The organism is Pseudomonas sp. EMN2 (assembly GCF_009650555.1).
Taxonomy (GTDB): Bacteria; Pseudomonadota; Gammaproteobacteria; order Pseudomonadales; family Pseudomonadaceae; genus Aquipseudomonas; species Aquipseudomonas sichuanensis.
The window spans coordinates 18255-44591 of sequence record NZ_VZZR01000119.1 but is presented as its reverse complement, the minus strand read 5'-3'; the positions used below and the strand labels follow the sequence as shown (position 1 = coordinate 44591).

At 62.5% G+C, this 26337-nt stretch carries 28 protein-coding genes; 14 read left to right on the top strand and 14 right to left on the bottom strand.

The window, feature by feature from the left end:
• Positions 1-117: 117 nt before the first annotated feature.
• The 4 genes from F6X61_RS26065 to F6X61_RS26055 all read right to left on the bottom strand — a co-directional run bounded on the left by F6X61_RS26065 (position 118) and on the right by F6X61_RS26055 (position 2356).
• The gene (locus F6X61_RS26065) at positions 118-375 is read right to left on the bottom strand and encodes a hypothetical protein (RefSeq protein ID WP_153789174.1); all 258 of its coding nucleotides are present in this window, start codon (positions 373-375) and stop codon (positions 118-120) included.
• Positions 376-742: 367 nt separating this feature from the next.
• On the bottom strand, positions 743-1000 hold the full coding sequence (locus F6X61_RS27080) for an aminoglycoside phosphotransferase family protein (RefSeq protein WP_256671436.1): 258 nt from the start codon (positions 998-1000) through the stop codon (positions 743-745).
• Between the two features lie 14 nt (positions 1001-1014).
• Positions 1015-1344, bottom strand: a complete 330-nt coding sequence (locus F6X61_RS27075; RefSeq protein ID WP_178125892.1) for a DHCW motif cupin fold protein — start codon at positions 1342-1344, stop codon at positions 1015-1017.
• 106 nt (positions 1345-1450) lie between these two features.
• Complete coding sequence (locus F6X61_RS26055) at positions 1451-2356, bottom strand: LysR substrate-binding domain-containing protein (RefSeq protein ID WP_153789173.1); 906 nt, start codon at positions 2354-2356, stop codon at positions 1451-1453.
• Positions 2357-2792: 436 nt separating this feature from the next.
• On the opposite strand from F6X61_RS26055, the gene F6X61_RS26050 reads away from it, so the two are divergent.
• Entirely contained in the window at positions 2793-4073 is a 1281-nt protein-coding gene (locus tag F6X61_RS26050; protein WP_153789172.1) for a dicarboxylate/amino acid:cation symporter, read from the top strand.
• Between the two features lie 39 nt (positions 4074-4112).
• Complete coding sequence (locus tag F6X61_RS26045; protein WP_153789171.1) at positions 4113-5570, top strand: aspartate/glutamate racemase family protein; 1458 nt, start codon at positions 4113-4115, stop codon at positions 5568-5570.
• 208 nt (positions 5571-5778) lie between these two features.
• Here F6X61_RS26045 and F6X61_RS26040 read toward each other — a convergent pair whose 3' ends face one another.
• From F6X61_RS26040 to F6X61_RS26030, 3 genes are all read right to left on the bottom strand, one after another.
• Positions 5779-8238, bottom strand: a complete 2460-nt coding sequence (locus F6X61_RS26040; RefSeq protein WP_256671435.1) for a TonB-dependent receptor — start codon at positions 8236-8238, stop codon at positions 5779-5781.
• 131 nt (positions 8239-8369) lie between these two features.
• Positions 8370-9314 carry a FecR domain-containing protein gene (locus F6X61_RS26035; protein WP_153789169.1) on the bottom strand — a complete coding sequence of 315 codons (945 nt, stop codon included), beginning with the start codon at positions 9312-9314 and terminating at the stop codon, positions 8370-8372.
• On the bottom strand, positions 9314-9850 hold the full coding sequence (locus F6X61_RS26030) for a sigma-70 family RNA polymerase sigma factor (protein WP_218575554.1): 537 nt from the start codon (positions 9848-9850) through the stop codon (positions 9314-9316). Before F6X61_RS26030 ends, F6X61_RS26035 begins: the two co-directional genes overlap by 1 nt.
• A gap of 173 nt (positions 9851-10023) precedes the next feature.
• Here F6X61_RS26030 and F6X61_RS26025 point away from each other — a divergent pair, with 173 nt between their 5' ends.
• The 4 genes from F6X61_RS26025 (at position 10024) to F6X61_RS26010 (ending at position 13135) form a co-directional block, all read left to right on the top strand.
• Entirely contained in the window at positions 10024-10671 is a 648-nt protein-coding gene (locus F6X61_RS26025; RefSeq protein ID WP_153789167.1) for a hypothetical protein, read from the top strand.
• The gene (locus tag F6X61_RS26020) at positions 10668-11144 is read left to right on the top strand and encodes a surface-adhesin E family protein (protein ID WP_153789166.1); all 477 of its coding nucleotides are present in this window, start codon (positions 10668-10670) and stop codon (positions 11142-11144) included. The genes F6X61_RS26025 and F6X61_RS26020 overlap by 4 nt, the downstream gene beginning before the upstream one ends.
• Before the next feature lie 157 nt (positions 11145-11301).
• Positions 11302-12573, top strand: a complete 1272-nt coding sequence (locus F6X61_RS26015) for a sensor domain-containing diguanylate cyclase (RefSeq protein WP_256671434.1) — start codon at positions 11302-11304, stop codon at positions 12571-12573.
• 70 nt (positions 12574-12643) lie between these two features.
• Positions 12644-13135, top strand: coding sequence for a GNAT family N-acetyltransferase (locus F6X61_RS26010; RefSeq protein WP_153789165.1), 492 nt, complete (start codon positions 12644-12646; stop codon positions 13133-13135).
• Between the two features lie 51 nt (positions 13136-13186).
• Here F6X61_RS26010 and F6X61_RS26005 read toward each other — a convergent pair whose 3' ends face one another.
• Positions 13187-13345: a DUF2986 domain-containing protein gene (locus F6X61_RS26005; RefSeq protein ID WP_153789164.1), complete on the bottom strand. Its 159-nt coding sequence runs from the start codon at positions 13343-13345 to the stop codon at positions 13187-13189.
• A 152-nt stretch (positions 13346-13497) separates the two neighbouring features.
• On the opposite strand from F6X61_RS26005, the gene F6X61_RS26000 reads away from it, so the two are divergent.
• Positions 13498-13677 carry a hypothetical protein gene (locus tag F6X61_RS26000; protein ID WP_153789163.1) on the top strand — a complete coding sequence of 60 codons (180 nt, stop codon included), beginning with the start codon at positions 13498-13500 and terminating at the stop codon, positions 13675-13677.
• A gap of 152 nt (positions 13678-13829) precedes the next feature.
• Positions 13830-14537: a tellurite resistance TerB family protein gene (locus F6X61_RS25995; protein ID WP_153789162.1), complete on the top strand. Its 708-nt coding sequence runs from the start codon at positions 13830-13832 to the stop codon at positions 14535-14537.
• Between the two features lie 24 nt (positions 14538-14561).
• Here the strand turns inward: F6X61_RS25995 and F6X61_RS25990 are convergent, their stop codons facing one another.
• A complete protein-coding gene (locus F6X61_RS25990) occupies positions 14562-15491 on the bottom strand; it encodes a malate dehydrogenase (protein ID WP_153789161.1) in 930 nt (309 codons plus the stop codon).
• Positions 15492-15763: 272 nt separating this feature from the next.
• Between F6X61_RS25990 and F6X61_RS25985 the strand changes: the two genes are divergently transcribed.
• From F6X61_RS25985 to F6X61_RS25970, 4 genes are read left to right on the top strand one after another with little or no spacing between them, the layout of a single operon-like run.
• On the top strand, positions 15764-16750 hold the full coding sequence (locus F6X61_RS25985; RefSeq protein WP_153789160.1) for a DUF1852 domain-containing protein: 987 nt from the start codon (positions 15764-15766) through the stop codon (positions 16748-16750).
• 27 nt (positions 16751-16777) lie between these two features.
• The gene (locus F6X61_RS25980; RefSeq protein ID WP_153789159.1) at positions 16778-17809 is read left to right on the top strand and encodes a methionine synthase; all 1032 of its coding nucleotides are present in this window, start codon (positions 16778-16780) and stop codon (positions 17807-17809) included.
• A gap of 25 nt (positions 17810-17834) precedes the next feature.
• Positions 17835-18344, top strand: coding sequence for a flavin reductase family protein (locus F6X61_RS25975; RefSeq protein WP_153789158.1), 510 nt, complete (start codon positions 17835-17837; stop codon positions 18342-18344).
• A gap of 17 nt (positions 18345-18361) precedes the next feature.
• Entirely contained in the window at positions 18362-19291 is a 930-nt protein-coding gene (locus F6X61_RS25970; RefSeq protein WP_153789157.1) for a LysR family transcriptional regulator, read from the top strand.
• Between the two features lie 3 nt (positions 19292-19294).
• Here the strand turns inward: F6X61_RS25970 and F6X61_RS25965 are convergent, their stop codons facing one another.
• The 4 genes from F6X61_RS25965 to F6X61_RS25950 form a co-directional block, all read right to left on the bottom strand.
• Complete coding sequence (locus tag F6X61_RS25965; protein ID WP_153789156.1) at positions 19295-19936, bottom strand: LysE family translocator; 642 nt, start codon at positions 19934-19936, stop codon at positions 19295-19297.
• A 149-nt stretch (positions 19937-20085) separates the two neighbouring features.
• Complete coding sequence (locus F6X61_RS25960) at positions 20086-21036, bottom strand: bifunctional helix-turn-helix transcriptional regulator/GNAT family N-acetyltransferase (protein ID WP_153789155.1); 951 nt, start codon at positions 21034-21036, stop codon at positions 20086-20088.
• A gap of 70 nt (positions 21037-21106) precedes the next feature.
• A complete protein-coding gene (locus F6X61_RS25955; RefSeq protein ID WP_153789154.1) occupies positions 21107-22606 on the bottom strand; it encodes a sensor domain-containing diguanylate cyclase in 1500 nt (499 codons plus the stop codon).
• Positions 22607-22826: 220 nt separating this feature from the next.
• On the bottom strand, positions 22827-24056 hold the full coding sequence (locus tag F6X61_RS25950; RefSeq protein WP_153789153.1) for a DUF1835 domain-containing protein: 1230 nt from the start codon (positions 24054-24056) through the stop codon (positions 22827-22829).
• Positions 24057-24281: 225 nt separating this feature from the next.
• Between F6X61_RS25950 and glsB the strand changes: the two genes are divergently transcribed.
• Entirely contained in the window at positions 24282-25202 is a 921-nt protein-coding gene (glsB, locus tag F6X61_RS25945) for a glutaminase B (protein WP_153789152.1), read from the top strand.
• On the opposite strand, the gene F6X61_RS25940 is transcribed toward glsB, so the two are convergent.
• Complete coding sequence (locus tag F6X61_RS25940; RefSeq protein ID WP_153789151.1) at positions 25171-25665, bottom strand: NUDIX hydrolase; 495 nt, start codon at positions 25663-25665, stop codon at positions 25171-25173. The genes glsB and F6X61_RS25940 overlap by 32 nt on opposite strands.
• Before the next feature lie 135 nt (positions 25666-25800).
• On the opposite strand from F6X61_RS25940, the gene F6X61_RS25935 reads away from it, so the two are divergent.
• Positions 25801-26262 carry a GNAT family N-acetyltransferase gene (locus tag F6X61_RS25935; RefSeq protein WP_153789150.1) on the top strand — a complete coding sequence of 154 codons (462 nt, stop codon included), beginning with the start codon at positions 25801-25803 and terminating at the stop codon, positions 26260-26262.
• Positions 26263-26337 lie beyond the last annotated feature (75 nt).

Genomic DNA, 26337 nt, shown 5'->3' with positions numbered 1-26337 from the left:
CGCCGCGGTGGATGGCACCGGCTGTGCCGGTGTTCGCGGCGGTTCGACGCCTCGATAAACCCGCTCCCACAAAGATTGCTTTTGGGCTCAATGACAGCGGATCGCAAAGCCTTGCGCCTAGTGCCGCGTGTCCACCTGTGCTCGCGCCCTCATCTGCACCTGCGCTAACGCCGACTCCAGCAGTGTGCGGGTAGCATCGAGCTCGTGCACCACGGTCAGCAGCATCATCGTGGCGGGTGACTTGGGCAGTGTGCTGAAGGCATGGAGGGCGACGGCCAGGGCGCACATCAGGTACTCGGTGGCGTTGACCAGGGTGTCTTCGAGGGAGTGAGGGGAATCGGTGGTTTGGGGTGGATCGGGGACGATCTTGAGCATAAACACCTCGTAATGCGGAAGTCAGGCTGCCTGCCCTTCACTTGCAGGTAAAGGGTGGCAGCTACGTACGGGCCTGCAAGACCGGGGCATTACGAGGCGAAAACCCGGCTGACCAAAGGTCACCCGCACGTAGCCACCATAAAACGAGACCCACGGCGAAGCGCCGAAGCTCATGGTGAGCACCATCGTAATACCGCGCAGGCTTGCAGACCCGGTCGTTGAATTTGCAACGACCGGGCGAGCCTAGTCGCCACTGCGATGGTGCAAAAGCGGGCTAAGGGTGCTTCGGAAATGGACTACCTGAAATAGGGAAATTCAGATTCATTCATGTAGGACTCAGTAGCTCGCGGATCGCTGAACGCAAGCCCTACTCCCCTCTACCCAACGCCGAAGCCGCCAGTTTCGCCACCTCAAGCTTACTGCCCGGCTCGATTCCGTCTTCAAGCATCCAGATAGCCGACAACCCTGCCCACGCAAGCCCCCATTGCAGGAGCCTGTGCCGCTCGATTCCGGCAACCTGTGCAACCATCTCGACCCGGCGCGCGAACCGTCCGGGCGCCAAGGCGCTGTCACCATCGGGGTTGCAGAACAGGTTCGCGTATTCGAAGCCACGCTCGCCATACAACAGCCAGCAACCCTTCAATCCACGATGAACAACTTGGCCCCGAACAAGGTGGATGAGCGATGCGCCTCGGCATTGTCGCCGACCTGATAGCTCATGCCGGCCTTCAGCGTGAAGCGCCGGCCATCGTCCAGTTCGGTGTCCAGCTGGCCCTCCAGGCACAGCAGGATATGGCCCTTGCTGCACCAATGATCGGCGATGTAGCCGGCGCTGTACTCCACCACTCGCACACGGATGCTGCCGAACTGGCAGGTACGCCAGTACGCAGTGCCCACCTCGCCGGGATGCGCGACAGGCTCGATCTGCGACCAGTCGGTAGTGCCGAAGGGGATGGCGGTCAGTTGCATGTTCGACTCCTTTTGATGAGGGCCTCGAACTTACCGCTGCGCAGCACACATCGATAGATACAGACCGGCTGCATTTGTTTCATACAGCGCCCCATGCGCCGGGCCTTCAGCGCGTGTCCATCTCCAGCGACTTCCACAAGTCCAGCATCGTCTGGTTGGTATTGCCGATGGCGCGAAACGACCAGATCTCCAGCTGCGCAGACCACTCAGGCCCGCCTGCGCACACCAGCCTGCCCGCGGCAAGCTCCTCTTCCACCGCCGATTCAGGGACCCAGGTGATGCCGTAGCCCTCGCGCGCCATGCGCAACAAGTGCATGGCCATGTCGGCTTCGTAAAAACGGTTGAGCCCGGGCTGGCGTTGTTCAGCCTGAATAATCACGTCGACCACACGCCCGAGGAACGACGTTGCGGTGTATGCAAGATAGGGAATGGGTTGCTCGGGATTACCTGGCAGCTCGAACAACGGCCGGCCTTGGGCGTCGGGGGCAGAGACCGGAAAGAACGCATCAAGGCCCAGGCGCAAGCCGATGAACTTGTCCGGGTCGAGCACGATCGGCGCGCGTGGGTGGCTGTAGCCGATCATCAGGTCGCAGCCCCCCTCCGCCAGGGCAATCACCGCTTCCTGCACGTTGGCCGCCAGCACCCGGGCATTGAAATAGCCATAGCGCCGCTGAAACCCGGCGAACCATTTCGGCACGAAGGTCATCGACAGCGTATGGCCGGCGATCACCTGGATCGAGCGCCCAGGCATGCGCTCGCCGCGGCGCAAGGAGGAGCGCAGGTCCATGAAGGCCGACAGGGCTTCGCGCCCTTCGCTGCAGAAGATCTGGCCGGCCTTGGTCAATTGCACCGGGTAGGTACCGCGGTCGACAAGGTCGACGCCGACCCACTCCTCGAGCGATTTGATCCGCCGTGACAACGCTGACTGGGTGATACAGCGGATCTCGGCGGCACGGGAGAAGTTCTTGGTTTCGGCGACCGCTAGCAGGTCATCTATCCACTTGGTTTGCATGGCAGGCTCGGGCAAATGTTCGACGTTGACTCGGTCGGCAACAGCATTTCCCTGAAAGCTTTGCACTGTTCAGAGCACCACTCCAGGCCAGCCTTGAATAGTGAGCCAGAACCAAATTCGGAGATAAGCAATCTTAACTGCCTGATGCAATGTTTTAGACGACTTTGAGCGCTCTTCAACAACTATGAAATTAACGCATCAAACTATCGCGCTTCCTCATCAACTCATCCAAGCACTGGGCGTAGTCTGAACGCGTTGGCTGGAACGAAGCAGCCATGAACACCCTTCGCAGCCCTTTGCATGGTCGGTTTCAGTCTCCACTGGCCGCCGTCGAAGCCTGCCCGATCGCCCATCGCTGACTGACCCGACACCTGGCCCGCCGCTGCAACTGCAGCGCCGGACGAGCTTCGACGCGCCCAAAAACAATGAGGTCGAGATGAACAACAAGAAACTACCCAAATACATCGCCGTGGCAATCCTGCTTGGCATCGTCGTCGGCTGGGGTTGCAACACCTTCGCGGCCAGCCCTGATTCGGCCAAGGAGATCGCCGGCTACTTCAGCCTGGTCACCGACATCTTCCTGCGCATGATCAAGATGATCATCGCGCCCTTGGTGTTCGCCACCTTGGTGGCCGGCATCAGCAGCCTGGGCAACTCCGGCTCGGTAGGCCGCATCGGCCTGCGTTCGATGATCTGGTTCGTCTGTGCCTCGCTGTTCTCGCTGGCCCTGGGCATGTTGCTGGTGAATGTTTTCCAGCCCGGAGCTGACCTCAACCTGAGTATCCCGCAGGCCCAGGCGGCCAGCGCGGTGACCGTCAACGCCGGTGATTTCAGCCTCAAGACATTCATCAGCCATGTCTTCCCGCGCAGCATTGCCGAAGCCATGGCCAACAACGAGATCCTGCAAATCGTGGTGTTCTCACTGTTCTTCGGCCTGGCACTGGCCTACGTGAAGAAACAGGGCAACGAGAAAATCGGCGACCTGGTCGACGACCTGGCCAAGGTGATGTTCCGCATCACCGACTACGTAATGATGTTTGCCCCTGTCGGTGTATTCGCCGCCCTCGCCGCCGCGGTCACCACCCAAGGCATCGGCCTGCTGTTCGATTACGGCAAGCTGATCGGCCAGTTCTACATCGGCATCCTGCTGCTCTGGCTTGCGCTGTTCGCGGTCGGCTACGTTTTCCTCGGCCGCCCGGTGTTCACGCTCGGCAAGCTGATCCGTGAACCGGTATTGCTGGCGTTTTCCACGGCCAGCAGCGAGTCGGCCTACCCTAAGACCATCGATGCGCTGGAGAAATTCGGTGCACCCAAGCGCGTCTCAAGCTTCGTCCTGCCGCTGGGTTATTCCTTCAACCTGGACGGTTCGATGATGTATCAGGCCTTCGCGATCATGTTCATCGCCCAGGCCTACAACGTCGACCTGTCGTTTACCCAGCAACTGCTCATCCTGCTGACCCTGATGATCACCAGCAAAGGCATGGCCGGCGTTGCCCGTGCTTCGGTGGTGGTTGTCGCGGCTACCCTGCCCATGTTCCACCTGCCGGAAGCTGGGCTGCTGTTGATCCTGGCGATCGATCAGTTCCTGGACATGGGCCGCACCGCCACCAACGTTGTGGGTAACAGCATTGCCACGGCAGTGATTGCCAACCTGGAGAGCAAGCACGGCGACACCCCTCAAGCACACACCGCCGACATCCGCCCACAGAACGCCTGATCCATCCCCGCTCCCATTCACTGCCTGGTTGAACTGAACATGAAACCTTCAAGAAAACATCAATCCGCTCGTACGCTTGGCATCATTGGCGGCCTGGGTTCGCTGGCGGGAGGGGACTTGTTTCTCAAGTTGCTCAAAAGTGCGCCTGTGCTTGCCGATCAGGGCCGCTATCACTTGCTGTTCGAACAACACCCCTTCAAGGACCTGTCGCTGCCCCTGTGCGCTGACGCCAACATGACCTCGCGCAAGCTGTACGTGTTCCAGGCCTGTCAGGGCTTTACCGACAGCGAGGCGGATGCAGTACTGGTTCCGTGCTTCGCCAGCCAGACGTTCATGGATGAGCTGAAAGCGGAACTGGACATCCCGATCGTCGACCTGATGACTGCACTGAAGCAGCACCTGGCCCAGGTGACTGAACCGGGCGCCCGCCTCGGTGTGCTGGCCTCGGACTACGTCCGCGCTGCGGGCTTGTTCGAGCAGCACTTCGGTGCTGACTTCGAGCTGGTGTATCCATCGCCGGCTAACCAGGCAGCGCTGATGGAGGCTGTATACGGCCCCGCCGGCATCAAGGCCGGTCACTTCGATGGGGTTGCGCTGGAGCGGCTTCACCAGGCCTGCCTGGACCTGAACAACCAAGGGGCACACCTGCTGCTGCCGGGCATGACTGAAATTTCCCTGGTGGTGGCTGACCTGCACCGGCGCGGCCTGCGCTGTATCGATGTAAACCAGGTGTATGCCGACTACGCGACGTCCAGCGAATCGGCACGCGCCACCCTGGCGTTCAAACTGGGCATTGTCGGCGGGGTCGGCCCGGCGGCGACCGTGGACTTCATGGCCAAGGTGGTCAAGAACACGAAGGCCAGCAGGGACCAGGAGCACATCAAGATGGTGGTCGAGCAGAACCCCCAGATACCCGACCGAACGGCCAACCTGCTGCATCAGGAAACGGACCCGACAGTGGCCATGTACGCGACCTGCAAGCGCCTGGAATGCGAAGGCGCCAAGGCCATCGCCATTCCCTGCAACACCGCGCATGCCTATGTCGAACGTATCCAGGGGCATCTGCAGATCCCGATCATCAACATGCTGACGGAAACCATCACGTTCATTCAGCAGGCGTACGGGACCTCCAGGCAAGTCGGCCTGCTGGCGACTTCCGGCACCCTGCAAAGCCGGGTGTACCACGCCGCGGCAGAACGGGCCGGCCTGGACCTGATGGTGCCTGATGAGCCTGCGCAGGCGCTGGTGATGCGCTCGATCTACGGCACGCAGGGCGTCAAAGCCGGGTACACCAGCGGCCAGTGCAAGGACGATCTGCTCACGGCCGCGGCGCACCTTGTGCAGCGAGGTGCCAGGGTATTGATCCTCGGCTGCACAGAGTTGCCGCTGATGCTTGCGCAGGCCGATGACTACCTGATCGCTACCACCCGTGTGGCCTTGGTCGACCCTACCGATGTGCTCGCACGGCGCTGTGTCGCACTGGCCCAGGTTGGCTAGGCCTTGTACGAAAAATTTTGTGGGAGCGGGCTTGCCCCGCGATGGAGTGCGAAGCACTCCTGTACTCGATATCAAACAGTGTCAAAGACGTCGTGAGTTCAGGCTCTGCTGCCGCGTTGCGACAGATCGCGGGGCAAGCCCGCTCCCACAACGATGGATGACCATACTTTTCGTACAGAGCCCAAGGCGCTCATGCAGGCAATCGGCCTCAGAAATCAGCCTTCAAGGTCACCGTGTAATTGCGCGGCTCACCATACTGGTTGCTGGCGTTCAGCCAACCGATAGAGGAATAGTATTTCTTGTCGAACAGGTTGTTGCCGTTCAGCGCGACGCTGAAGTTGCGGTTGATCTGGTAGGCCAGACGGGCGTTCCAGATGGCATAGCCTGCTTGCTCGATGTCGCCTACCCCACCGGTACCGCCGAAGTTGGTGTTGTAGTTCCTGCTCTGGATGTTGGCGCCCGCACCGAAGGTCCAGGGGGCCAGGTCACCGGGCAGGTTGTAGTCACCCCAGAAGCGCAGCAGATGGCGCGGCGTATAGCTGTTGAAGGTGGCACCGGAGGCCGTGGTGCCGTCACCCGGGTCGTTGAGGAACTTGGTCGAGGTGTAGGTATAGCCCGCGAACAGCTGCAGGCCGGTCAGCACTTCACCGCTGATCTCGGCGTCGAAGCCCTCGGCGCGGACCTTGCCACCGGCCACATAGCAGTTGCTCTCACCCTTCTGCCCGCACACCGAGTTGTAGTCGTATTGGGCACGGTTTTGCTGATCCACGCGGAACAACGCAAAGCTGGTGTTCACCCGGCCATCGAGCAACTCGCCTTTGAGGCCGACCTCGTAGTTGGTGCCTTCGATGGGCTTGAGCGTGGCGACGTCTTCGCTGAGCTCGGTCTGCGGCTTGAAGATGTCGGCATAGCTGACGTAGGCCGACCATTGCTCGTTCAGCGCGTAGATGAGGCCGCCGTACGGGGTGAATTCGCCGGTGTGCTTGGCGTGGGCCGGATCAGGTGACTTGGTGGTGAACCGGCTGAGCTCGTAGTCGTACTGGTAGTTGCTGACGCGCCCGCCCAGTACCAGGGTCAGCGGCTCGGTCAGCTTGTAGCGCACCACGCTGTAGAAGCCGTTCTGGCGAATCTTGCCGTGGGAACTACCGGCGTAGGTGGTGCCCAGCAGTTCTTCCATGCTCGGCTCACGGGGCGACACCGGGTTGTAGAGGTTGATCGGCCCAAGGTTGAGCAGGCCGCCCTGCAAGTCGTCGGTCTTCAGGTCACTGGCGTTGGCGCCCATCACCACCTCGTGCTCGAGGCCGAAGGCCCGCCACTTGCCGGTGAGGTTGATGTCGGCGCCCTGGTTGATGTTTTCGAAATCGTAAAGGTAAGCACGCGACTGCATGCCGTTGCCGGTTGCCGGGTCGACGGCGCCGCGGCCGAAGCTGTAGAGAATGTCGTTGGTTTCGCGGATGTAGCTGCCGGAGGCCTTCAGGCGCCAGTCTTGGTTGAAGTCATGGGTGATATCGGCGAAGTAGGTAGTCTGCTTGTTGTTCCACTTGTTCCAGTCGGCGCCAGTGAAAGTGGAGCGCCCCGCGTAGATCGCGCTACCGTCCTTGTTGCGCGGCAGGCCGCTGAAGAACGGCACCGAGTGCAGGTCTTCGACGCTGGCGCCGGCAGCCAGGGTAGTGGCATCGCTCAGGTCGTATTCGACAATGCCGTAGAGCACGTTCTTGCGACTTTCTGCGGTGTCGTAGAAGTAGTCGCGGTTTTCGTGGCCGGCCACCAGGCGCCCGCGCAACCTGCCGTCAGCGGTCAGCGGCGCGCTGGCGTCCAGCGTTTGCCGATAGGTGTCCCAGGAGCCAGCGCTGGCAGTGACGGAAAGCGATGGCTCGGCTTTTGGCCGCTTGCGCACCAGGTTGATGGCCGCACCGGGGTTGCCGCTGCCCTGCAGCAGGCCGTTGGCCCCACGCAGCACTTCCACGCGGTCGTACAGCAAGGTGTCGGAGGTGAAGCTGCTGCCGATGGCGTAGTAGCGGCGGTCGAGCGGCACGCCGTCGTACTGGATGGTTTCCACCTCGAAACCGCGCGAGTAGATGTACTTGCCGCCGGACGGGCTCTGGTAGGTGGTGACGCCGGTGGTTTTCTCCAGCACCTGGTCGAGGGTGTCGAGGCGCTGGTCGTCCATCGCCTTGCGCGTGACCACGCTGACAGACTGCGGGATGTCCTTGAGGCGATGGGTGGACTTACCAATGGTGACGGCGTTGCTGGTGTAGCTGCCGGTGTCCTCGGTGGTTGCCGAGTCCTGGCGGCCGGTGATGTTCAGCGGTTCCAGGTTCAACGCGGTGCCCCCGGACGTGGCGTTCAGCGGCAGCGGCTCCAGGCCGTAGACGCCATCCCCGCGTCGTACGGCCCGCAGCCCGCTACCGGCCAGCAGTTGCTGGAATCCGTCCTCGATGCCGTACTGCCCTTGCAGGCCGGGGCTGGAAAGGCCGTGGGTCAATTGCGAGGTGTACTGCAGGGTGATCCCACCTTCACTGGCAAACCGCGCCAGCACCTGGGCCAGGCTACCGGAAGCGATGCTGTAGGCGTGGGAGGCCTGGACGGGGGCAGCCAAGGCAGATACGCCGACGCCCTGCAAGGCAATGGCCAAGGCGCTCAGCGCAAGTACCCGGCGAGCGTTCAAGGGGCGTGGCCTGGCGAATGTGAATGCGGTCGTCGAGACCGGTGATGCAGCGCGGATCATTGAGAAATTGTCCTTGTATGTGTGGCAGTTCCACAGTTAAGGACTGACGAGTTGGGTAATCGGGCCAATTCTTATTCGCGTGTTGTGACGGTGACCCAATAGCGCGTGCGGAAATCGACTTGCACCGGCAAGGTTGCTGGCAGCGCGGCCAGGATCGCGTCGGTGTTCTCCAGCTGGAAAACGCCGCTGATCAGCAGGTGCGCCACATCGGCCTGGCACCTCAGCCAGCCCGGTCGATAGCGCCCCAGCTCATCCAGAAACACCCGCAGCGGCATACCCTCGACAACCAACTGGCCGCGGACCCACTGACTGTCCTGCTCGCGCGCGACGCCCAACGCACCTCGGCCTTGGCCGTCGAAGGTGATCTGCTGGCCGGCTTCGAGGGTTTGCCGCGCGCCATCAGCCGGCATCACCAGCACCTGGCCCTGGAGTACGCTCAATTGCGTGCAACCTTCGCGTTGGCGGACCACGAAGCGGGTGCCCAAGGCCTCCATCAGGCCTTGCGCGCTGACAACGCGCAATGGCCGGTGGCGCAGGCTGCTGGCGTCGGGCCCGCTGTCGACCAGGATCTCGCCCCCGCGCAGGGTGATCAGGCGCTGATCGTTGTCGAAGTCGACATCGACGCGGGTGTCGGTGTTCAGGTCCAGCAGGGTGCCATCGGCCAGCGTCAACTGTCTGTGTTGGCCAACCTGGGTGGCGTAGGCCGCTTGCGGCGTCAGCTGGCGATAGCCCAGGTAGCCAAGCGGCGCGACGATCGCCAGCGCCAGCAGTTGCCGGAGTACCTGCCGGCGCTCACGGTCCAGCGTGCCCATGGCCAGCCGGTGTGGCAGCAGGCCCAGTTGCGCCTGCACCCGCTGCGCCTTCTGCCAGGCCCGCTCATGCTCGGGGGCGGCCGCGCGCCAGCAGGCGCAGGCGTCACGTTGTGCCGGGCTAACGCCGTCGTCGAGCATCAGCATGTGCCAGTGGGCCGCTTGCCGGGCCACCTCAGGGCTGATGCGGGTGGAATTGCCGGCCATCAGTCGTCTTCATCGAACAGGATGCAGGCTTGCAGTGCGCAGGCCATGTGCCGTTTCACGGTCCGTTCTCCGATACCCAGGCGGCGCGCCACCTCGACGTAAGTCAGGCCCTCCAGCTGCACCAGCAGGAACACCGAACGCACCATCGGCTTGAAGGTGTCGAGCAGCGCATCGAGTTGCTGCAAGGTTTCGCGCATGGCCCACAGTTCTTCGGCGGACAGCGCCAGCAGCTCGGGCATTTGCGCAAGCATGTCCAGATAGGCGCGCTCCAGGGACTGGCGGCGGAAATGGTCGTACACCAGGCGGCGGCTCACCGTTGCCAGGTAGGCACGGGGCTTTTGCAGGCTGAGGCTGGCGCCGGTTTTCTGCTGGGCCTGGAGCAACCGCAGGAAGGTGTCCTGGGCCAGGTCGGCGGCCTGGGCCGAGCAGCCCAGCCGGCGGTACAGCCATTGCTTGAGCCATCCGTTGTGCTCGGCATAGACCTGGCTCAGATCGTCGTTAATCACGGGTGTCCTCCGGGGCGAGGACGGCACCATAAATGATAACGATTATCAGATCAATTCTGTTATGTTCGTGGGCTCGATAACCAAGGCTGATTGTGCATAAACACCCTTTACCAGCGGCCTCCTTTCCCACTCCTTTGAATTTGTAACAACGTCCTGACGCTATTAAGATCGCGTCCTTTCACCTCACCAGGAATCTCCCAGCAATGGACATGCGTCGCCTTCTATCCTTCTCCCGCAGCAAAGCCCTTCTGCCCCTTCTCCTCGGCATGTGTTCCGCCAATGCACTGGCCAGCGGCCTCAGCGAAAGCCTGCTCTCGTGTGAGCCGTCATTCTTCAAACAGCTGTATTCCCAGCGTGCCGACCTGGGCAAGACCGTCAAGCTGACCCGAGACGATCAGCGCGGCGTGGCCTGGCTGCCGGTGTCGGACCGCCGCGACTTCGACACCGCGTTCCAGCACTTCACCCCTGCTGTCGACGACCAGGGCCTGCGCCTGACCAGCTACTACGACCGGGTCATGGACCTGGGCGAGCAAGGCACTTACTACTTCTGGGGTTTCGAAATCGATGCCAGCCGCGAGCAAGTCATGGCCAAGTTGCCGCAGGCCAACTGGCAGGAGGCTGGTGAGTACTTCATTTCCAGACCACGGATCAAGCTGAACGCCAATTCCGCCTGGCAGGACAATACCTCCGCTGCCGAGGGCATCGCTCCGGCGGCAGGCTCTGCAGAAAAGCTCCTGATGCTCAGCGTCGAGGACGGCAAGACCCGCTTGCTCTGTTCGTTGCAGGGCAGCGTCGATGAGCGTCTGTTGCAGCAGGAACGCCCGGATGTGGCGCAAGGCACTGCACGATGAAGCGCCTGCTATGCCTGGCCGCCGTATTGCTGCTGGGCGGATGCGCCCACGGCACCGTGCCGCAGAAAGCCGTGGCCGAAGCACCGGCCACGCCCCCGAAAGGCATGTTCAAACTGCTGGCGGACGCCGAACTGGCAACCTACTTCGACGCCGATTCCATCGCCCTGTACAAGGGCAATCGGAATTTGCGCCAGTTCTACCTGATCAACAACTACCTCGCACCCGCCCCCAGCGATAAACCTCCGGTAATCCGCAGTTCGCGGGCGACCCGGGTGATCAACTGCGAGCGGGACGAAATGGCGCAGTTCGGCCGGGTGTATTTCTCCCAGCCCTTTGCCCAGGGGCATGAAGTGGCACGCAAGAACGATATTGCCCAATGGGAACCGTTGCAGCGGCAGTCGCTGATCGGGAAGTTGCGCGATGCAATGTGCAATATCGATGCGGCGCAACTTCCGGCGGGCAATCCGGTGTAGCTGGATCTTGGCAGAAGCGAGCACTCGGCTTGGCTCGCCTTCTGGAGCATCCGTGGCAAGCGGCGAAAACAGGGTTCATGATATTTGTTGGCGAACTGCCATCATCAGATGGGCATAATGCAGCTATTTTTTAGCCTCCAGGATCAGCCGCTGCCCGATGATTACCCTGTTCGTCATCCTGCTCGCCACCCTGCCCAACCTGGCGCTGCTGTGGGAGCTGCACAGCCAGCGCCAGCAGCACCGCACCCTGCTGGCGGAGTTGGACGTGGGCATGGTGCAGCTGGCCCGTGATGGCCGAGTGTGCTGGCACAATCCGGCCGCGACCGAACTGCTAGGCTGTACCAGCACGCCACTGCTGGGCCTGCGCCTGCGGCAGCACCTACCGCAGTTGGCCACGCCAGCCGGCTCGGTACAGGTCACGGGCGACGATGGCCAGCCACGCGCGCTCTACATCAGCCAGCAAGGCAAGGCCAATGCCAGGCAATGGCTGCTGATCCGCCCGATCCTGGCCGAGGCCGAACGTTTCCAGCGCAGCCAGTATTTCGCCCGTATCGGTACCTGGGACTGGGACATCGACACCAACCGCCTGTACTGGTCCGATGCCATCTACGGCATGTTCGGCTATTCGGTCGACGAAGTGAAACCGAGCTACGAACTGTTCTGCAACGCGGTTCATCCGGACGATCGCGCCCATGTGCGCGCCGGCGAATTGCGCTGCATCGAAACCGGCGAGAACCACGACGAGGAGTATCGAGTGGTCTGGCCGGACGGTACGCTGCACTGGCTGCGCGAGACCGGCAACGTGATCAAGGACGAGCTTGGCACGCCCATCAAGATGATGGGCGTGGTGCGTGATATCACCGAGGAGAAGGCCTGGGCCAACCAATTGCACCGCCTGGCACACCATGACCCGCTGACCGGCCTGCCCAACCGCCTGGTGTTCGAGGAGCGCCTGGAGGGCGCCCTGGCCTTGGCCCGGCGCAGCCAAAGCCGTGTTGCACTGGTGTTCATTGACCTCAACGGTTTCAAGGCGATCAACGACAGCCTTGGCCACGCGGCGGGCGATCAGGTGCTGCAGGCCACTGCGGCCCGCCTGCACGAGGCGCTGCGCAACTCGGACAGCGTGGCGCGCCTGAGTGGCGACGAGTTCGTCACCGTGCTGGAAGGCCTGTCGGCCGAGCGCGCCCCCGAGGACGAGGCTCGGGCGATCGCGCAGAGGTTGCTGTCGCCGCTGGACGCCCCCATCCGCCTGGGCGACAGCTTGCGGCGGGTCGGCGTCAGCCTGGGCATCGCCCTCTTCCCCGATCACGGGCAGACCCGCGACCAACTGATCCACGTTGCCGACCTGGCGATGTACGAAGCCAAGCGCAGCGGCGACAACCAGTACCGTCTGGGCCAGGCGCAGGCGCTGCATACCCGTAATGGCTGAAAAAACAATGCAGCACCCTCCCGCTGCATTTTCTATCATGGCGGCCTCCAACTCTTTACCTGAGATCGCCATGCCCCTCCCCGCCTTCCGCACCGCCACCCCTGCCGACGTCGACCGTTGCTTCGAGATCGAAATCAGCGCCTATGAAGGCGACGAAGCCGCGACGCACGAGAAGATCGCCACGCGCATCGCCCAGTACCCGCAAGGCTTCCTGATCATGGAACTGGCAGGTGAAGTGATCGGTTTCATCAACTGTGGCTGCGCCCATGAAGTGGTGATGTCCGACGAGGCGTTCAAGGAACTGGTCGGCCATGACAGCGCGGCACCCAACGCCGTGATCATGTCGGTGGTGATCGACCCGGCGCACCAGGGCAAAGGCTACGCCAGCCTGATGATGCGCACCTTCGTCGAGCGCATGCAGGGGATGGGCAAGCGCACCATTCACCTGATGTGCAAGGAGCGCCATGTCGAGCTGTATGCGCGCATGGGCTACCGCTACGTCAAGCCTTCGGCTTCCGACCATGGCGGCATGGCCTGGCATGAGATGGTGATGGCGCTCTGAGGCGTGAGCGTAGGAGCGGGCTTGCCCCGCGATGGGGTGCGCTAAACCGAGTCAGCTTTCGACGCTGGCATCTGCCACGGCACCGGCTTCGGCAGCCAGCTTCGCCCGGTCGGCCTTGCAGATGTATTTGGGCTTGCGCGGCGCCAGCTTGGCACTGGCTTTTTTCGCGTGAGCTTTGAGGAGTTGCTTGATCTTTTTCTGGCGGTTCATTGGCGGGTCCGGGTGTTTCGGGCTGATTACGCAGACGCCATCATACCTGGCCCAGAGCACCGTCGGCGACGGCAGTGCTGCTTGTTTGTCGGCAACGCGCTACCCTCGCCCGCCACACAGAAGTCTTGAAGGCTTGATGCCAGGAGTATGGGATGCAAAAGCTGTTGTTACCGATCGCCATTTTCGTCAGCGTGATTGCCGTGGGCAAAGTGTGCGAACACTACGCCATGGACCCGACGCTGAAAATTGGCCTGCTGTGTGTGGTGGCGGCAGTGATACAGATCGCCTTTAGCCGCTATCAACGTTCACGTCAGCGCAACAGCAACACTTGACCCGCGCGCCAAGCGACTTGCCCGTTATCCTGATTGCCTGCACCACGCCCTTCATTGCCCCGGGTTTCCCATCGGTCAGGCGGTCATGGCAGATCGCCTTGAGAGGGCTATCGTTGCTTTCTGGGTAACGACTACCAACCGAGGCCGGCGCCATGAACACCAGTGATCTGCTCGAACAGTTACTCCGGGCCGGGCAAAGCTCGCAAGCGCAACAACGAAGCGGCGGCACTTCATCGCAAGACAGCCTGGGTGGCTTGGGTGGCTTGCTTGGCGGCCTGCTTGGCGGCGGTGGCAGTTCGGCCGGCGGCGGCCTTGGTGGTTTGCTGGGCGGTCTGTTGGGTGGCGGCGGCAGCGCTGGCCAGGGGCGCTCCGCAGGTGGCCCCAATTACGCGGCCCTGGCGTCGTTGGGCATGATGGCGTACCAGGCTTATCAAAGCTGGCAGCGCAGCCAGGCGGCAGCCCCGCAACAGGCGCTGCGTACCGTCGATCAATTGTCCGGCCCCGAGGTCGAGGATCACAGCCATGCCATCCTGCGCGCACTGATTGCCGCCGCCAAGGCTGACGGTCGCATAGACGAACAGGAAGAACAGTTGATCTACGCCGAAATCAAACGTCAGACCAGCGACCCGCAACTTCAGCAATGGCTGGATGAAGAAGTCAGCAGGCCGCTCGATGCCGTGCAGGTGGCTCAATCCGCTCGGGACCCGGCCATGGCTGCAGAGATGTACCTGGCCAGCGTGATGCTGGTGGATGACCAGCAGGACGCAGAGCGGGCCTACCTCGACGAGCTGGCCAGCGCACTGCAACTCGATCCGACCTTGCAGTTGCACCTGGAGCAGCAGGCCAAGGGAGGCGCCTGACCGGGCGGCGATGCGTTCACCTGCCTACATCGCTTTCATTTCTGCGATGTCACGCGCCACCTGGTCGGCAGAATGATCGAACATCGCCTGCTCCTGCGCATCCAGGGGCAACTCGATTACGCGCTTGATCCCTGCTTCTGCCAGCACACAGGGCACACCCATCGCGATATCCTTTCGACCGTACTCGCCCTCGAGGATCGCCACCGTCGGCAAAATGCGGTTACGCCCATGGGCGATGGCATCGACCATCTGCGCGATGGCCACACCGGGTGCATCGCAGGCGCTGCCCAGCTTCTTCAAGCCCAGAATCTCGCCGCCGCCCTGGCGGGTGCGCTGCACGATCCGCTCGATCTGCTCGGCTGACAGGAACTGCGACAAAGGCACCGAACCGACCGCGCAGTAGCGCATCAACGGCACCATGCTATCGCCATGGCCGCCGAGCACCAGCGCCGTGATGTCGCGAGCACAAAACCCGGTTTCCTCGGCAATGAAACACTTCATGCGCGCGGTATCCAGCACTCCCGCCTGCCCGAACACCTTGTCGCGCCCCAGCCCACTGCGCGACCAGGCTCGATAGGTCAGCACATCGACTGGGTTCGACACCACCAGCAAGGTCGCCGCCGGTGCGTGGCGCCGGATATCCAGCAGGATACTGTCGAGAATGGGCAAATTGATGCTCAGCACATCCTGACGCGATTGGCCTGGCTTGCGCGGCACGCCCGCGGTAATCACCACCAGGTCGGAACCTTGCAGCATCTGGGCATCGGACCCGCCAAGCACTCGGGTATCGGACCCTGACTCGATGGCCGCCTGCCAGACATCCAGCGCCTTGCCCTGTGCCAGCTCGCCCTGCACATCGATCAACATCAACTCGCGGCACAATTCTGCCCGGGCAATGACCTGGGCCGCCGCCTCGCCCACCATGCCGGCACCTACAATCGATAACTTGTTCATCTACCACCTCCCGCAGTGCGCGGAACCCGCAGCGCGCACGTCTGTACAGAGAAGTATCGACCCCTGGCGCCAGAAGGCCACTCCAAGCTGCGTTATCGACCCAAAGCCGCCTTTCATTCCATCGCCCCATGCTGCGGTCGCATTGAGCAGCACAGCGGTCATGAGCATGACTAAAGGGCTTGTGAAATCAATTCAGTTCCACTCGCTTAGTACCGCCACATAAAATACCTATCAATTGCAGTATTTATGAATATTTGAGTGGGACCCCGACCATGGTAACCGCGGACTTTGAATTTTCCATCAAGCGCATTCGCTTCGACGAAAATTATCAGCCCTCCGAAAATACCCGTATCACGACCAATTTCGCCAACTTGGCGAGAGGTGCGAGCCGTCAGCAGAACTTGCGCAACACCCTGCGGATGATTGACAACCGCTTCAACGCCTTGGCGCACTGGGACAATCCATATGGGGATCGTTACAGCGTCGAGCTTGAAATCATTTCCGTCGAAATGACCATCGATGCTGAAAGCGCCGAGAACGGCCTGCCGCTGATCGAACTGTTGAAAACACAGATAATCGACCGAAAGACCGGCGAGCGCATGGCCGGCATGGTCGGGAACAACTTCTCGTCTTACGTGCGCGACTACGATTTTAGCGTGCTGCTCTTGGGGCACAATAAAAACCAGCCGGCGTTCAGCACGCCAGAGCACTTTGGCGAACTGCACGGGAAGTTGTTCAAGCACTTCGTCAGCTCAACAACTTATAAAGAGCACTTTGCCAAGCAGCCGGTCATCTGCCTGAGCGTTTCCAGCAGCAAGACTTACCATCGCACTGAAAACCAGCACCCGGTACTGGGTTCTGAATATCAGCAAGATGAATACTCCTTGACCGATGAGTACTTCGCCAAAATGGGCATGAAGGTGCGTTACTTCATGCCGCCGAACAGTGTGGCGCCTTTGGCTTTCTACTTCTCAGGCGACTTGCTCGGTGACTACAGCAACCTTGAGCTGATCAGCACCATCAGCACGATGGATACCTTCCAGAAGATCTACCGCCCCGAAATCTACAATGCCAATTCTGCGGCAGGGAAATCCTACCAACCCAGCCTGAAGCATGAAGACTATTCGCTGACGCGCATTGTCTACGACCGCGAGGAACGTAGCCGGCTGGCTATCGAACAGGGACGCTTTGTCGAGGAACACTTCATCAAACCCTACCACTCGATACTCGAGCAGTGGTCCGCCAACTACGCTGCCTGACGCATTGGAAATACAAGGTCATCCTTCATGAAAAAGCTGTTACCCACCTCGACGGCAGGTAGTTTGCCCAAGCCCTCCTGGCTGGCACAACCCGAGACACTCTGGTCACCCTGGAAACTGCAAGATCAGGCATTGATCGAAGGCAAACAGGATGCCTTGCGCTTGTCATTGCAAGAGCAGCAGCACGCCGACATCGATATCGTCAGTGACGGCGAACAAACCCGCCAGCACTTTGTAACCACCTTCATCGAGCACCTGAGCGGCGTCGATTTCGAGAAGCGTGAAACCGTGCGCATCCGTGATCGCTATGACGCGAGCGTACCTACGGTGGTGGGTGCCGTTGCTCGGCAAAAGCCAGTGTTTGTCGAAGATGCCAAGTTCTTGCGCCAGCAAACCGGGCAGCCGATCAAATGGGCGCTGCCAGGGCCCATGACCATGATCGATACGCTGTACGACAACCACTATAAAAGCCGCGAAAAACTGGCCTGGGAATTCGCCAAGATTCTCAACCAGGAAGCCAGGGAGCTGGAAGCTGCCGGTGTCGACATCATCCAGTTCGATGAACCGGCATTCAATGTGTTCTTCGACGAAGTGAATGACTGGGGGGTCGCCACCCTGGAAAGGGCCATTGAAGGCCTTAAATGTGAAACCGCCGTGCACATCTGCTACGGCTATGGCATCAAGGCCAACACCGACTGGAAAAAGACCCTGGGGTCGGAGTGGCGGCAATATGAAGAGGCCTTCCCCAAACTGCAAAAATCCAGCATCGATATCGTCTCGCTGGAATGCCACAACTCGCATGTCCCCATGGACCTGATCGAGCTCATCCGCGGCAAGAAAGTGATGGTAGGCGCCATCGACGTGGCGAACCACGCCATCGAAACACCCGAGGAAGTGGCCGATACCCTGCGCAAGGCACTTCAGTTCGTCGATGCCGACAAGCTCTATCCGTGCACCAACTGTGGCATGGCCCCCCTGCCTCGCCAGGTCGCCCGCGGTAAGCTGAGTGCCTTGAGCGCAGGTGCAGAAATCGTCCGCAGAGAACTCCTGGCCAACTGAGGGCAGGTGAACGTCAGGTCATACCATGTCACTTTCCACCACAGCCATCGAGCCTTCGCGCTTTCGCGAAGCGCTCGGGCACTACGCCTCCGGTATCACGGTCATCACCTCACTCAGCGATGGCGAGCCGCTCGGCTTCACCTGCCAGTCGTTCTACAGCGTGTCGATGAGCCCGCCGCTGGTGTCATTCAGCGTGATGGCCAGTTCGGCCAGTTATCCCGGTATTCGCCAGGCGGGCCGCTTCGCGGTGAACATTCTGTCGGGTGAGCAGGTCGGGATTTCCAACCAGTTCGCCCGCAAAGGCACGGACAAGTGGCATGGCGTGCAATGGCAGGCGTCGCCTTTGGGCAACCCGGTCATCGCCGGCAGCCTGCACTGGCTCGATTGCCAGATTCACGCCGAACACCCGGCCGGGGATCACCTGATCGTCATCGGTGAAGTGAAAGCGTTGAAGCTGCATGAAGCCTCGGCTACGCAACCCCTGCTGTATTTCAAAGGAAACTATTGCAACCTCGCCGCGCCTGGCGCGGCTTGAGGCTTTGCCTTCTGCTCATGATCGACTTGAGACACCTTCGTACACTGCATGCCTTGCGCGAAACGGACAGCCTGCCCGACGCCGCCGAGCGCCTGCACCTCACGCAGTCGGCGCTGTCACACCAGTTCCGCGAGCTGGAAAACCGCCTCGGCATGCCCGTGTTCGTGCGCAAGTCCAAGCCGGTGCGCTTTACCACCGCCGGCCTCAAGCTGCTGCAACTGGCCGACCAGGTACTGCCGCTGATCCGCACGACGGAACGCAACCTGGGCAAACTGGCCGGCGGCACGGCCGACCGGCTGCATATCGCGATCGAGTGCCACAGCTGCTACCAATGGCTGATGCCTTCGCTGGACGAATTCCGCAGCGCCTGGCCAGAAGTCGAACTGGACCTGGCATCGGGGTTGTCGTTCGCGCCACTGCCGGCACTGGAGCGGGGCGACCTCGACCTCGTGGTGACCTCCGACCCCCTACCCCTGCCAGGCATCACCTACGTGCCGCTGTTCGGCTACGAGGCCATGCTGGCCATCGACAAGCATCATGCCCTGCGTGAAAAGCCCTATGTGGAACCTGCCGACATCGCCAGCCAGACCTTGATCACCTACCCGATCGAGCGCAACCGCCTGGACATCTTCACCCGTTTCATCGAACCGGCCGAGGTGGAGCCGGCCCAGGTGCGCACCGCAGAAATGACCATCATGATGATGCAGTTGGTGGCCAGCGGCCGTGGGGTTTGCTGCCTGCCGAACTGGGCGGTGCACGAGTACACCTTGCGCGGTTACGTGATTGCCAAGCGCCTGGGCGAGCAAGGCCTGCACGCCACGCTGTACGCGGCGGTTCGCAGCGACATGCTCGAAGTGCCCTACATGAGTGATTTCCTGCTCACGGCAAAGGACATTTCCTTTGCCACGCTGGAGGGCGTCAATACAGCGCCGCAGCCCCCGGTCTGAGCCTCACACCCCCTGCCGGCGCATGGTCAAGATCGCCGCACCAAAACCAATGAAGGTCGTCCCCACCACCCGGCTCACCCAGCGCGACAGCGCCGGCCGGGTCAGCACGCCTTTGGCTCGGGTGGCGAGCGCGGCATACAGGCTCAGCGACGTCAGCGACAACGCCATGAAGATGCTGGTGAGGATCAGGAACTGCGGCAGCAGCGCGGCGCCCTGGTCGATGAACTGCGGGAACAGCGCCGTGAAGAACATGGTCGCCTTGGGGTTGGTCACCGCCGTGAGGAAGGCCGACTTGAACAGCTTGCGGGGCGTGGGGCTGGCCTTCTTCGCGCCCTCCTCGAGGCCGTCCACCAGCATCGGGCTTTTCTTCAGCAACTGCTTGGCGCCCAGGTAGAACAGGTAGCCGGCACCGAGGATCTTCACCGCGTTGAACAGCCATTCGGAGCTGGCCAGCAATGCGCCGAGGCCCAGCATCGCCGCCGCCGACAGGCAGAACAGTCCGCTGGCGTTGCCCAGCGACGACCACACCGCGCTGCGTTGCCCGTGGGCCAGGCTGTTGTTGATCGCCATCAGCGTGGCGGGGCCTGGGCTGGCAATGGCGATCGCGGCAACCAGGGTGAAGGCAAGAATCGAGTGAGCATCCATTTTCAAGGACTCTGCGGGAGTGAAGCCAGCAGCTTACAGAACCTTGCTGATAAACGCTCGCCCCCGTACTAGAGCGGGCCAGTGCATCGTGCGCATGGGCTTGAGCACTGGGATGGTCAGCGGCAAGTGAGCGCAATGGCAGGCAAGCACTACCCCACCCGGCGCACGAACTGCTGCTCGATGACCGTCGCCCCCCATTGATCGCCGGGTGCCTCGTGGGTGAGTTCGAAGCCGAACGACTCATACAGGCGCCGCGCCGCGTCCAGTCCCTTGAATGTCCAGAGCTCGATGGCCGAGAACCCCTGCTGGTCGCAGAACGTCATGGCCTCGTGGAGCAAGCGCCGGCCCACGCCAGCACCTCGGCAGCCGTCGTCCAGAATGAACCAGCGCAGATGGGCGGTGTTGTCACCATGGCCCTGCCCATCAATGGCCACCGAGCCGACGATGCGCTGGCCTTGGCTGGCCACCCAGATACCATTGCGCGGATCATCCAGACGCCCGATGAACTCGGCCGCGCCAGTGGCGACCTTGCGCTCGAAGTACGACCCGAAGCCTGAGTGTCGGGCGTAATACACCCCATGCATTTCGGCAATGCGGCCGATCAGGCCCGGGCGATAACCGCAACTGATCTGGATCGCGCTGGCTGGCGTTGTCTCGGTGCCCAGGCGATGAGCCTGCAGCGCCTGGGCATAGGCTTGCAGCCCTTGCGCCACGCCCTGTTGCTGCGCTGTATCAAGCGCGGCAAGCGCGCTGCTGACCTGGGCCTGGCCAAAGGCATGGATCGCCTCGACCGTGCGCTGGCCCTTGGCGGTCAGGGTGAGGCGTTTGGTACGGCCGTCTGCTTCGCCAGCGGCTTCTTCGACCTCTTCGGCATCGATCAACCTGGCGACCATGCGGCTGACGCTGGACTTCTCCAGGCCCAGCAGTTGCACCAACTGCGCTGCCGTCAACGCGCCACGGTTGCCGAGCTCCAGCAGCGCATGCACCGCCGAGGGCGAATGGGCAGTGCCCGCCAGGGTGTTGCCCATGAAGCCCAGCTCGCGAACCATGGTGCGTGAAGCGCTACGGATCTGCTCCACCAATGAAGGGTCGATATTCATCTGTCAGCCTCGCCAGTAATTAGTTGCAACATACAACCATATACCGAAAATGCTGTCCAGCTCGCCTGCGTCAGGCACAGGCCTGCTGGTTGCGCCCGGCGCCCTTGGCGCCATACAGCGCCTGGTCAGCCGCGTCGATCAAGGCCTGGCCGCTTTGCAGTTGCGCCCCCGGCACCGAGGCAATACCGATGCTCACGGTAACCTGCCCAAAGGGGCTGGTGCGGTGCACGATGTTTCGCTGGCTCAACCGCTCGAGCACATGCCGCGCCACCGCCGCCGCCCCGTCGCGCTCGGTATTGGCCAGGATGACGGCGATTTCCTCACCGCCATAGCGCGCCACCAGGTCACCGGCGCGCCGCACGCAGGCCTGCAGCACATGGCTGACCTCGCGCAGGCAGGCGTCGCCGGCAACATGCCCGTAGGTATCGTTGTACAACTTGAAGTAATCGATATCGATCATCAGCAGCGCAAGGCTGGTGCCCTGGCGCTGGGCGCGCTGCACTTCCAGCGCGAGGGTTTCATCGAAACAGCGGCGGTTGGCAAGGCCGGTCAGGGCATCGTTCATCGCCAGGCGCTCGAGCTGCTGGTTGGAGTCCAGCAACTGTTGCTGGGTGACCCGCAGTTCGCCCTCCACGGCGGTCCTGCGGCGGATATCGCGGATCAGCATCCAGCCGATGGCGCCTGTCAGGCCCAGCAGGCCGGCCACCACCAGCAGCGACACCAGTGCCTCGAGCGTCCATGCCGCCAGCACTTCGTGCTTGCCCACGGCGACTGTGGTCACCAGCCCCAGCCGGTCATTCTTGCGGAAGGCATACAACCGCTCGACGCCATCGAGGCTTGAGGTGAACGATGCAGTGCCGACGGATTGCTCCACCAGGTACTTGGCATAGATCGGCGACTTGGCGAAGTTGCGCCCCATGTCCTGCTCACGGAAGGGATAGCGCACCAGCATCGAGCCGTCGGTATAGGACAGGCCGATCGCGCCTTCCTGCCCCACATCGATCTTGCCGAACAGACGCAGGAAGTTCTCCACCCCCAGGGTCACCGCCACCACCCCGGCAAAGGCGCCATCGGCGTCATTGAAACGGCGGCTGATGGTAATCACCCATTCCTGGTTGGAGCGGCTGCGGATCGGCAGGCCGATGAAGGGCTCGCGCGAAGGGTCGTCGCGGTGATGGATGAAATAAGCCCGGTCACTGCTGTTGGCACCTGACGGGATCGGCCGGTTGGACGACATCAGCCAGCGGCCTTGTTTGTCGTAGATGGTGACACCGCTGAGCTGCGGCATCAGCGGCTGCTGACGGCTCACCAGGGTTCTCAGCCGCTCGACTTGCGCCGGGCCGCTGCCTTCGGTCTCCAGGCGTTCGACCAGGCCCAGCAGCAGCAACGAGCTCTGGCGCACGATGCCTTCGGAATAGGTCGACAGGGCCTGGGTCAGGTTCAGCCCGTGGACGTTTACTTCCTCCAGCGCACGCTCCCGGGAAGCCATGACTTTCCACAGGGTCAGCGATGCCAGCGAACAACCAATAACCAGTAGCAAGAGCACAACGAGGTGGATGTCACGCTTCACGTCAGTACCTGATGGAGATTCCGGATTCTCAAGCTGGCGGCCATTGCCTGCAGGCAACGGCACAAGGCGCATTCCTGGCCGCCGGCAAGGATACAAGGAGTCGCGTAGCGGCGCAGTAACCACAATCGATGCAAGGGGAAAACGTTTGCTGCTCGCGACGCATTTTGCCGCGGCGTCGGCGCTTGAAAACGACGACGCGCGGCGCAGCGCACTCAGGTGTTCATCGCTGCCACACCTGCCCCGCCTCGCTGACCACCCAGGGCGCCTGGTCGGCAGCGATCCGCACCCCGCCCACCCAGCGCTCGGCCGGCTGTTGGTCAAGCCAGTTGGCCTGCCTGCCCAGCACCTGCTCACCCAGCGCGGTAAGACGTAACGGACGTTGTTGCCAGTTGTCGCCCTCGCCTTCGAGCAATAACGGCCGTGGGCTGTCGATCAACGGGCGCAGCAGCACGCCGAACATCATGTCCCCCAGGTACGGCAGTGGGTCCTCGTGCGCCATCAGTTCGGCGAACACCCGCGCCGCCGGCTGCTCGCCCAGGCGCGCGAGGATGCGCAGGGTCAAGCGCTCGGTCAGGCTCAGGCCATCCTCGGCGCCGGGCAGTTCCTGCAGCTGGCGCGCCAACGCACCTTGCAGCAACGGCAGCGCCGTATGCGGGCGGCTGGCGAGCTGCGCCCAGGCGCGCGGGTCCGGTGCGGTGTAGGCGGCCCAGGCCTGCCGCGCCAGGGCCAGGGCTGGCTCGCCGAGGGCACGGCGTTGTGGCCACAGCCATGCCAGTACATCAGGGGCCAGTTGGCCGATACCGATGAAACGCTGCACGCCGGGAACCTGGCAGGTTTCGATCAGTTCCAGGCGGCGCGGCAGGCACGGCAGGCTGGCCAGTACGCGAATCAGGAACAACTGGTCGTAGGCGTCCGCTTCGCACCAGAGCACCATTTCGCTGTCGCCGTTCAACTGCGCCAATGCAGCGCGCTGCCTGGCCTGGCGCTGTTCGATGTCCTGCGCCGGGAGTTTGAACGCCTGCAGTACATACTCGGTACGTATCTGCCAGTACGCCGCTTCCGGCAACGTCGGCACCGGCCCCATGACCATGGGGTCGTCGAACATGTGGAAAGCACCAGTAAACCCGGCGATGCGCAGGCTGTGCTCGATATCGTTGCCGCAGCGCCAATGCTGCACCTGGGCCTCGCCATCGCTGGCAAAACCGGGGTGACGGGCGGCGAAATCGACTGCATCGGCATGGGCCTTGAGCTTTGGCCAGCTGGGGAAGCCGGCTTCGCGGGCGACCAGCCACTGGGTGTCGGCCAGGCGGTACTCGGGCCCGGGCAAGCCAAGGGCGCGCAGTTGGGCGCGGGTTTCGTCGTCGAGGGTTTTCAGCAGGCGCTTGGCGCGCTTGCGCAAGGCGGGCAGGTCGATCAGGCCGTGATGGCGGGATGCATGAATGGCGGGCATGCCAACTCCTTGTGGGGCTCGGTCCGCCGACAAGCCGGGAGCTGGAATGTAAAGAAAGCGTGCAGTGCCTGGGCAACCCCTTCGCGCGGACCGCGGGCGCAGCGAACGCCTGGGGCGAGACTCTAGCGGCTGGCAGCGTTTGATGCAATCGATGTGCTCCGACGCCTCTGGCCTGCGTCTATCAGGACTTCCCGCAAGCGCTGCCCTTTCGCCCCAGGTGCCCCGATGCAAGCACTTCTGCAAGAGATCCTCGACCACGTCCGCCCCCTGCTCGAACAAGGCCAGGTGGCGCAATACATCCCCGCCCTGGCCCAGGTCGAACCGCGCCAGCTGGGCATCGCCGTGCAGGGCCTCGACGGCCAGCTGCACTGCGCGGGTGACGCGCACACGCCGTTCTCGATCCAGAGCATCTCCAAGGTGTTCAGCCTGGTCCAGGCGATCAACCACAGCGGCGAAGGCATCTGGTCGCGGCTGGGTTACGAGCCCTCGGGGCAGGCGTTCAATTCGCTGGTGCAGCTGGAGGTGGAAAAGGGCCGCCCGCGCAACCCGTTCATCAACGCCGGCGCCCTGGTGATCTGCGACATCAACCAGTCACGCTACGCCACCCCGACCCTGTCGATGCGCGACTTCGTCCGCCGCCTGGCCGCCAACCCGAAGATCGTCAGCGACAGCGTGGTGGCCGAGTCGGAATACCAGCACCGCGCGCGCAACGCGGCCATGGCCTACCTGATGCAGGCCTTCGGCAACTTCCACAACGATGTCGACGCGGTGCTGCGCAGTTACTTCCACCACTGCGCGCTGTCGATGAGCTGCGTCGACGTGGCACGCGGTTTCGCCTTCCTGGCCAACAACGGCCTTTGCCCCAACAGCGGCGAGCAGGTGCTGAGCGCACGCCAGGCGCAGCAGGTGAACGCGATCATGGCCACCAGCGGGCTGTATGACGAGGCCGGCAACTTTGCCTACCGGGTGGGTTTGCCTGGCAAGAGCGGCGTGGGCGGCGGCATCGTCGCGGTGGTGCCGGGGCGCTACAGCATCTGCGTATGGTCACCGGCGCTCAATGCCGCGGGCAACTCGCTGGCGGGGCTGCGGGCGCTGGAGCTGTTGAGCGAGCGGATTACCGGGTCGGTGTTTGCGGCGCTGGCATAAGTTCCGGCGCCGAAGCAAACACGCCCTCTTCCTCCAGTTTGCCAACCAGCCATTGCGGCCATACGGTGTCGGTGGTCGCCCGCAGTTCCTCGGCCGACCACCAGCGATGGTCGGCGATCACTTCGCACTCGTTTGCAGTCCATTCGGCATTGGACAGCGCACGTTGCACCACCTGCACGATGAAATAGCGCTCCACCGACAGCACTTCTTCGCCGCTGGGCAGCACCAGCGGGAAGCGACGCTCGGCGATGGACGCATCTACCGCATCGATGACGATGCCGGTTTCTTCACGCAACTCGCGAATGGCCGCTGCCTCGAAGCTCTCGCCCGCCTCCAGCCCGCCGCCCGGTGTCGCCCAGTAATCGTCGCCGGCCAACGCGCCCTGGGTGTGCACGAACCTGAACAACAACACCCGTCGCGCTGGGTTGATGACCAGCAGTCGTGCCGATTTGCGCTCGCGCATGTACCTATCCTTGTTCGCGTGGGGTAACAGGCCTGGGATTGGCGCCCGGGCCAAAAAGTGCGCCATCATACGCGAGCGCCCCGGCGCCGCTACTCCTGGCCTGCAACAAGGCCTCACTTGATGAAAGGAATGCCCATGCTCCGCCTGGATTGGCTCGAAAACCACATGCAGCACAGCGACACCCTGGCGCTATGGCTGCACCAGCAGTTCCACTACGAATTCGCCGACCTGCCCCTGCTCGACTGGCAAAAGGCATTCAGCGAAGGCCAGCGCAATGGCCAGTGGCGCTGCCTGATCGCCCTCGACGGCGACCAGTTGCTGGGCAGCGCTGCGCTGGCCACTGACGACCTGCCCGAGCGCCCCGAACTCGGCCCTTGGCTGGCCTGCGTGTTCGTCACTGCGCAGGCGCGTGGCCAGGGCCTGGCCGAGCGGCTGATCGACGGCGTCTGTGAACAGGCGCGCAAAACCGGCATCTCGACCCTTTACCTGCATACCCACGATCAGCAGGCGTATTACCAAAAGCGCGGCTGGCGCCTGCTGGAGCGCTTCGAGGCCTGGGGCGAGGAACACTGGCTGATGTCGCGCGAGCTGGGTTGAAACACCAAGGCGCCGGCCCGCGTGCTCCCACAGGGAATTTTTTGCCGCAGCAGGAGATCGGATATCGCAGGCACC

Excerpts from the sequence above, each read along its gene's own strand:
- F6X61_RS25995 (WP_153789162.1), top strand. The coding sequence starts at position 13,830 with ATGAACACCAGTGATCTGCTCGAACAGTTACTCCGGGCCGGGCAAAGC.
- F6X61_RS25940 (WP_153789151.1), bottom strand. The coding sequence starts at position 25,665 with ATGCGCGAGCGCAAATCGGCACGACTGCTGGTCATCAACCCAGCGCGA.
- F6X61_RS26055 (WP_153789173.1), bottom strand. The coding sequence starts at position 2,356 with ATGCAAACCAAGTGGATAGATGACCTGCTAGCGGTCGCCGAAACCAAG.
- F6X61_RS25980 (WP_153789159.1), top strand. The coding sequence starts at position 16,778 with ATGAAAAAGCTGTTACCCACCTCGACGGCAGGTAGTTTGCCCAAGCCC.
- F6X61_RS25990 (WP_153789161.1), bottom strand. The coding sequence starts at position 15,491 with ATGAACAAGTTATCGATTGTAGGTGCCGGCATGGTGGGCGAGGCGGCG.
- F6X61_RS26035 (WP_153789169.1), bottom strand. The coding sequence starts at position 9,314 with ATGGCCGGCAATTCCACCCGCATCAGCCCTGAGGTGGCCCGGCAAGCG.
- F6X61_RS25965 (WP_153789156.1), bottom strand. The coding sequence starts at position 19,936 with ATGGATGCTCACTCGATTCTTGCCTTCACCCTGGTTGCCGCGATCGCC.
- F6X61_RS26030 (WP_218575554.1), bottom strand. The coding sequence starts at position 9,850 with ATGGTGCCGTCCTCGCCCCGGAGGACACCCGTGATTAACGACGATCTG.
- F6X61_RS26045 (WP_153789171.1), top strand. The coding sequence starts at position 4,113 with ATGAAACCTTCAAGAAAACATCAATCCGCTCGTACGCTTGGCATCATT.
- glsB (WP_153789152.1), top strand. The coding sequence starts at position 24,282 with ATGCAAGCACTTCTGCAAGAGATCCTCGACCACGTCCGCCCCCTGCTC.
- F6X61_RS25950 (WP_153789153.1), bottom strand. The coding sequence starts at position 24,056 with ATGCCCGCCATTCATGCATCCCGCCATCACGGCCTGATCGACCTGCCC.
- F6X61_RS25970 (WP_153789157.1), top strand. The coding sequence starts at position 18,362 with ATGATCGACTTGAGACACCTTCGTACACTGCATGCCTTGCGCGAAACG.
- F6X61_RS26065 (WP_153789174.1), bottom strand. The coding sequence starts at position 375 with ATGCTCAAGATCGTCCCCGATCCACCCCAAACCACCGATTCCCCTCAC.
- F6X61_RS27075 (WP_178125892.1), bottom strand. The coding sequence starts at position 1,344 with ATGCAACTGACCGCCATCCCCTTCGGCACTACCGACTGGTCGCAGATC.
- F6X61_RS25935 (WP_153789150.1), top strand. The coding sequence starts at position 25,801 with ATGCTCCGCCTGGATTGGCTCGAAAACCACATGCAGCACAGCGACACC.
- F6X61_RS26020 (WP_153789166.1), top strand. The coding sequence starts at position 10,668 with ATGAAGCGCCTGCTATGCCTGGCCGCCGTATTGCTGCTGGGCGGATGC.
- F6X61_RS25960 (WP_153789155.1), bottom strand. The coding sequence starts at position 21,036 with ATGAATATCGACCCTTCATTGGTGGAGCAGATCCGTAGCGCTTCACGC.
- F6X61_RS26050 (WP_153789172.1), top strand. The coding sequence starts at position 2,793 with ATGAACAACAAGAAACTACCCAAATACATCGCCGTGGCAATCCTGCTT.
- F6X61_RS25985 (WP_153789160.1), top strand. The coding sequence starts at position 15,764 with ATGGTAACCGCGGACTTTGAATTTTCCATCAAGCGCATTCGCTTCGAC.
- F6X61_RS26010 (WP_153789165.1), top strand. The coding sequence starts at position 12,644 with ATGCCCCTCCCCGCCTTCCGCACCGCCACCCCTGCCGACGTCGACCGT.
- F6X61_RS26025 (WP_153789167.1), top strand. The coding sequence starts at position 10,024 with ATGGACATGCGTCGCCTTCTATCCTTCTCCCGCAGCAAAGCCCTTCTG.
- F6X61_RS26005 (WP_153789164.1), bottom strand. The coding sequence starts at position 13,345 with ATGAACCGCCAGAAAAAGATCAAGCAACTCCTCAAAGCTCACGCGAAA.
- F6X61_RS26015 (WP_256671434.1), top strand. The coding sequence starts at position 11,302 with ATGATTACCCTGTTCGTCATCCTGCTCGCCACCCTGCCCAACCTGGCG.
- F6X61_RS25975 (WP_153789158.1), top strand. The coding sequence starts at position 17,835 with ATGTCACTTTCCACCACAGCCATCGAGCCTTCGCGCTTTCGCGAAGCG.
- F6X61_RS26000 (WP_153789163.1), top strand. The coding sequence starts at position 13,498 with ATGCAAAAGCTGTTGTTACCGATCGCCATTTTCGTCAGCGTGATTGCC.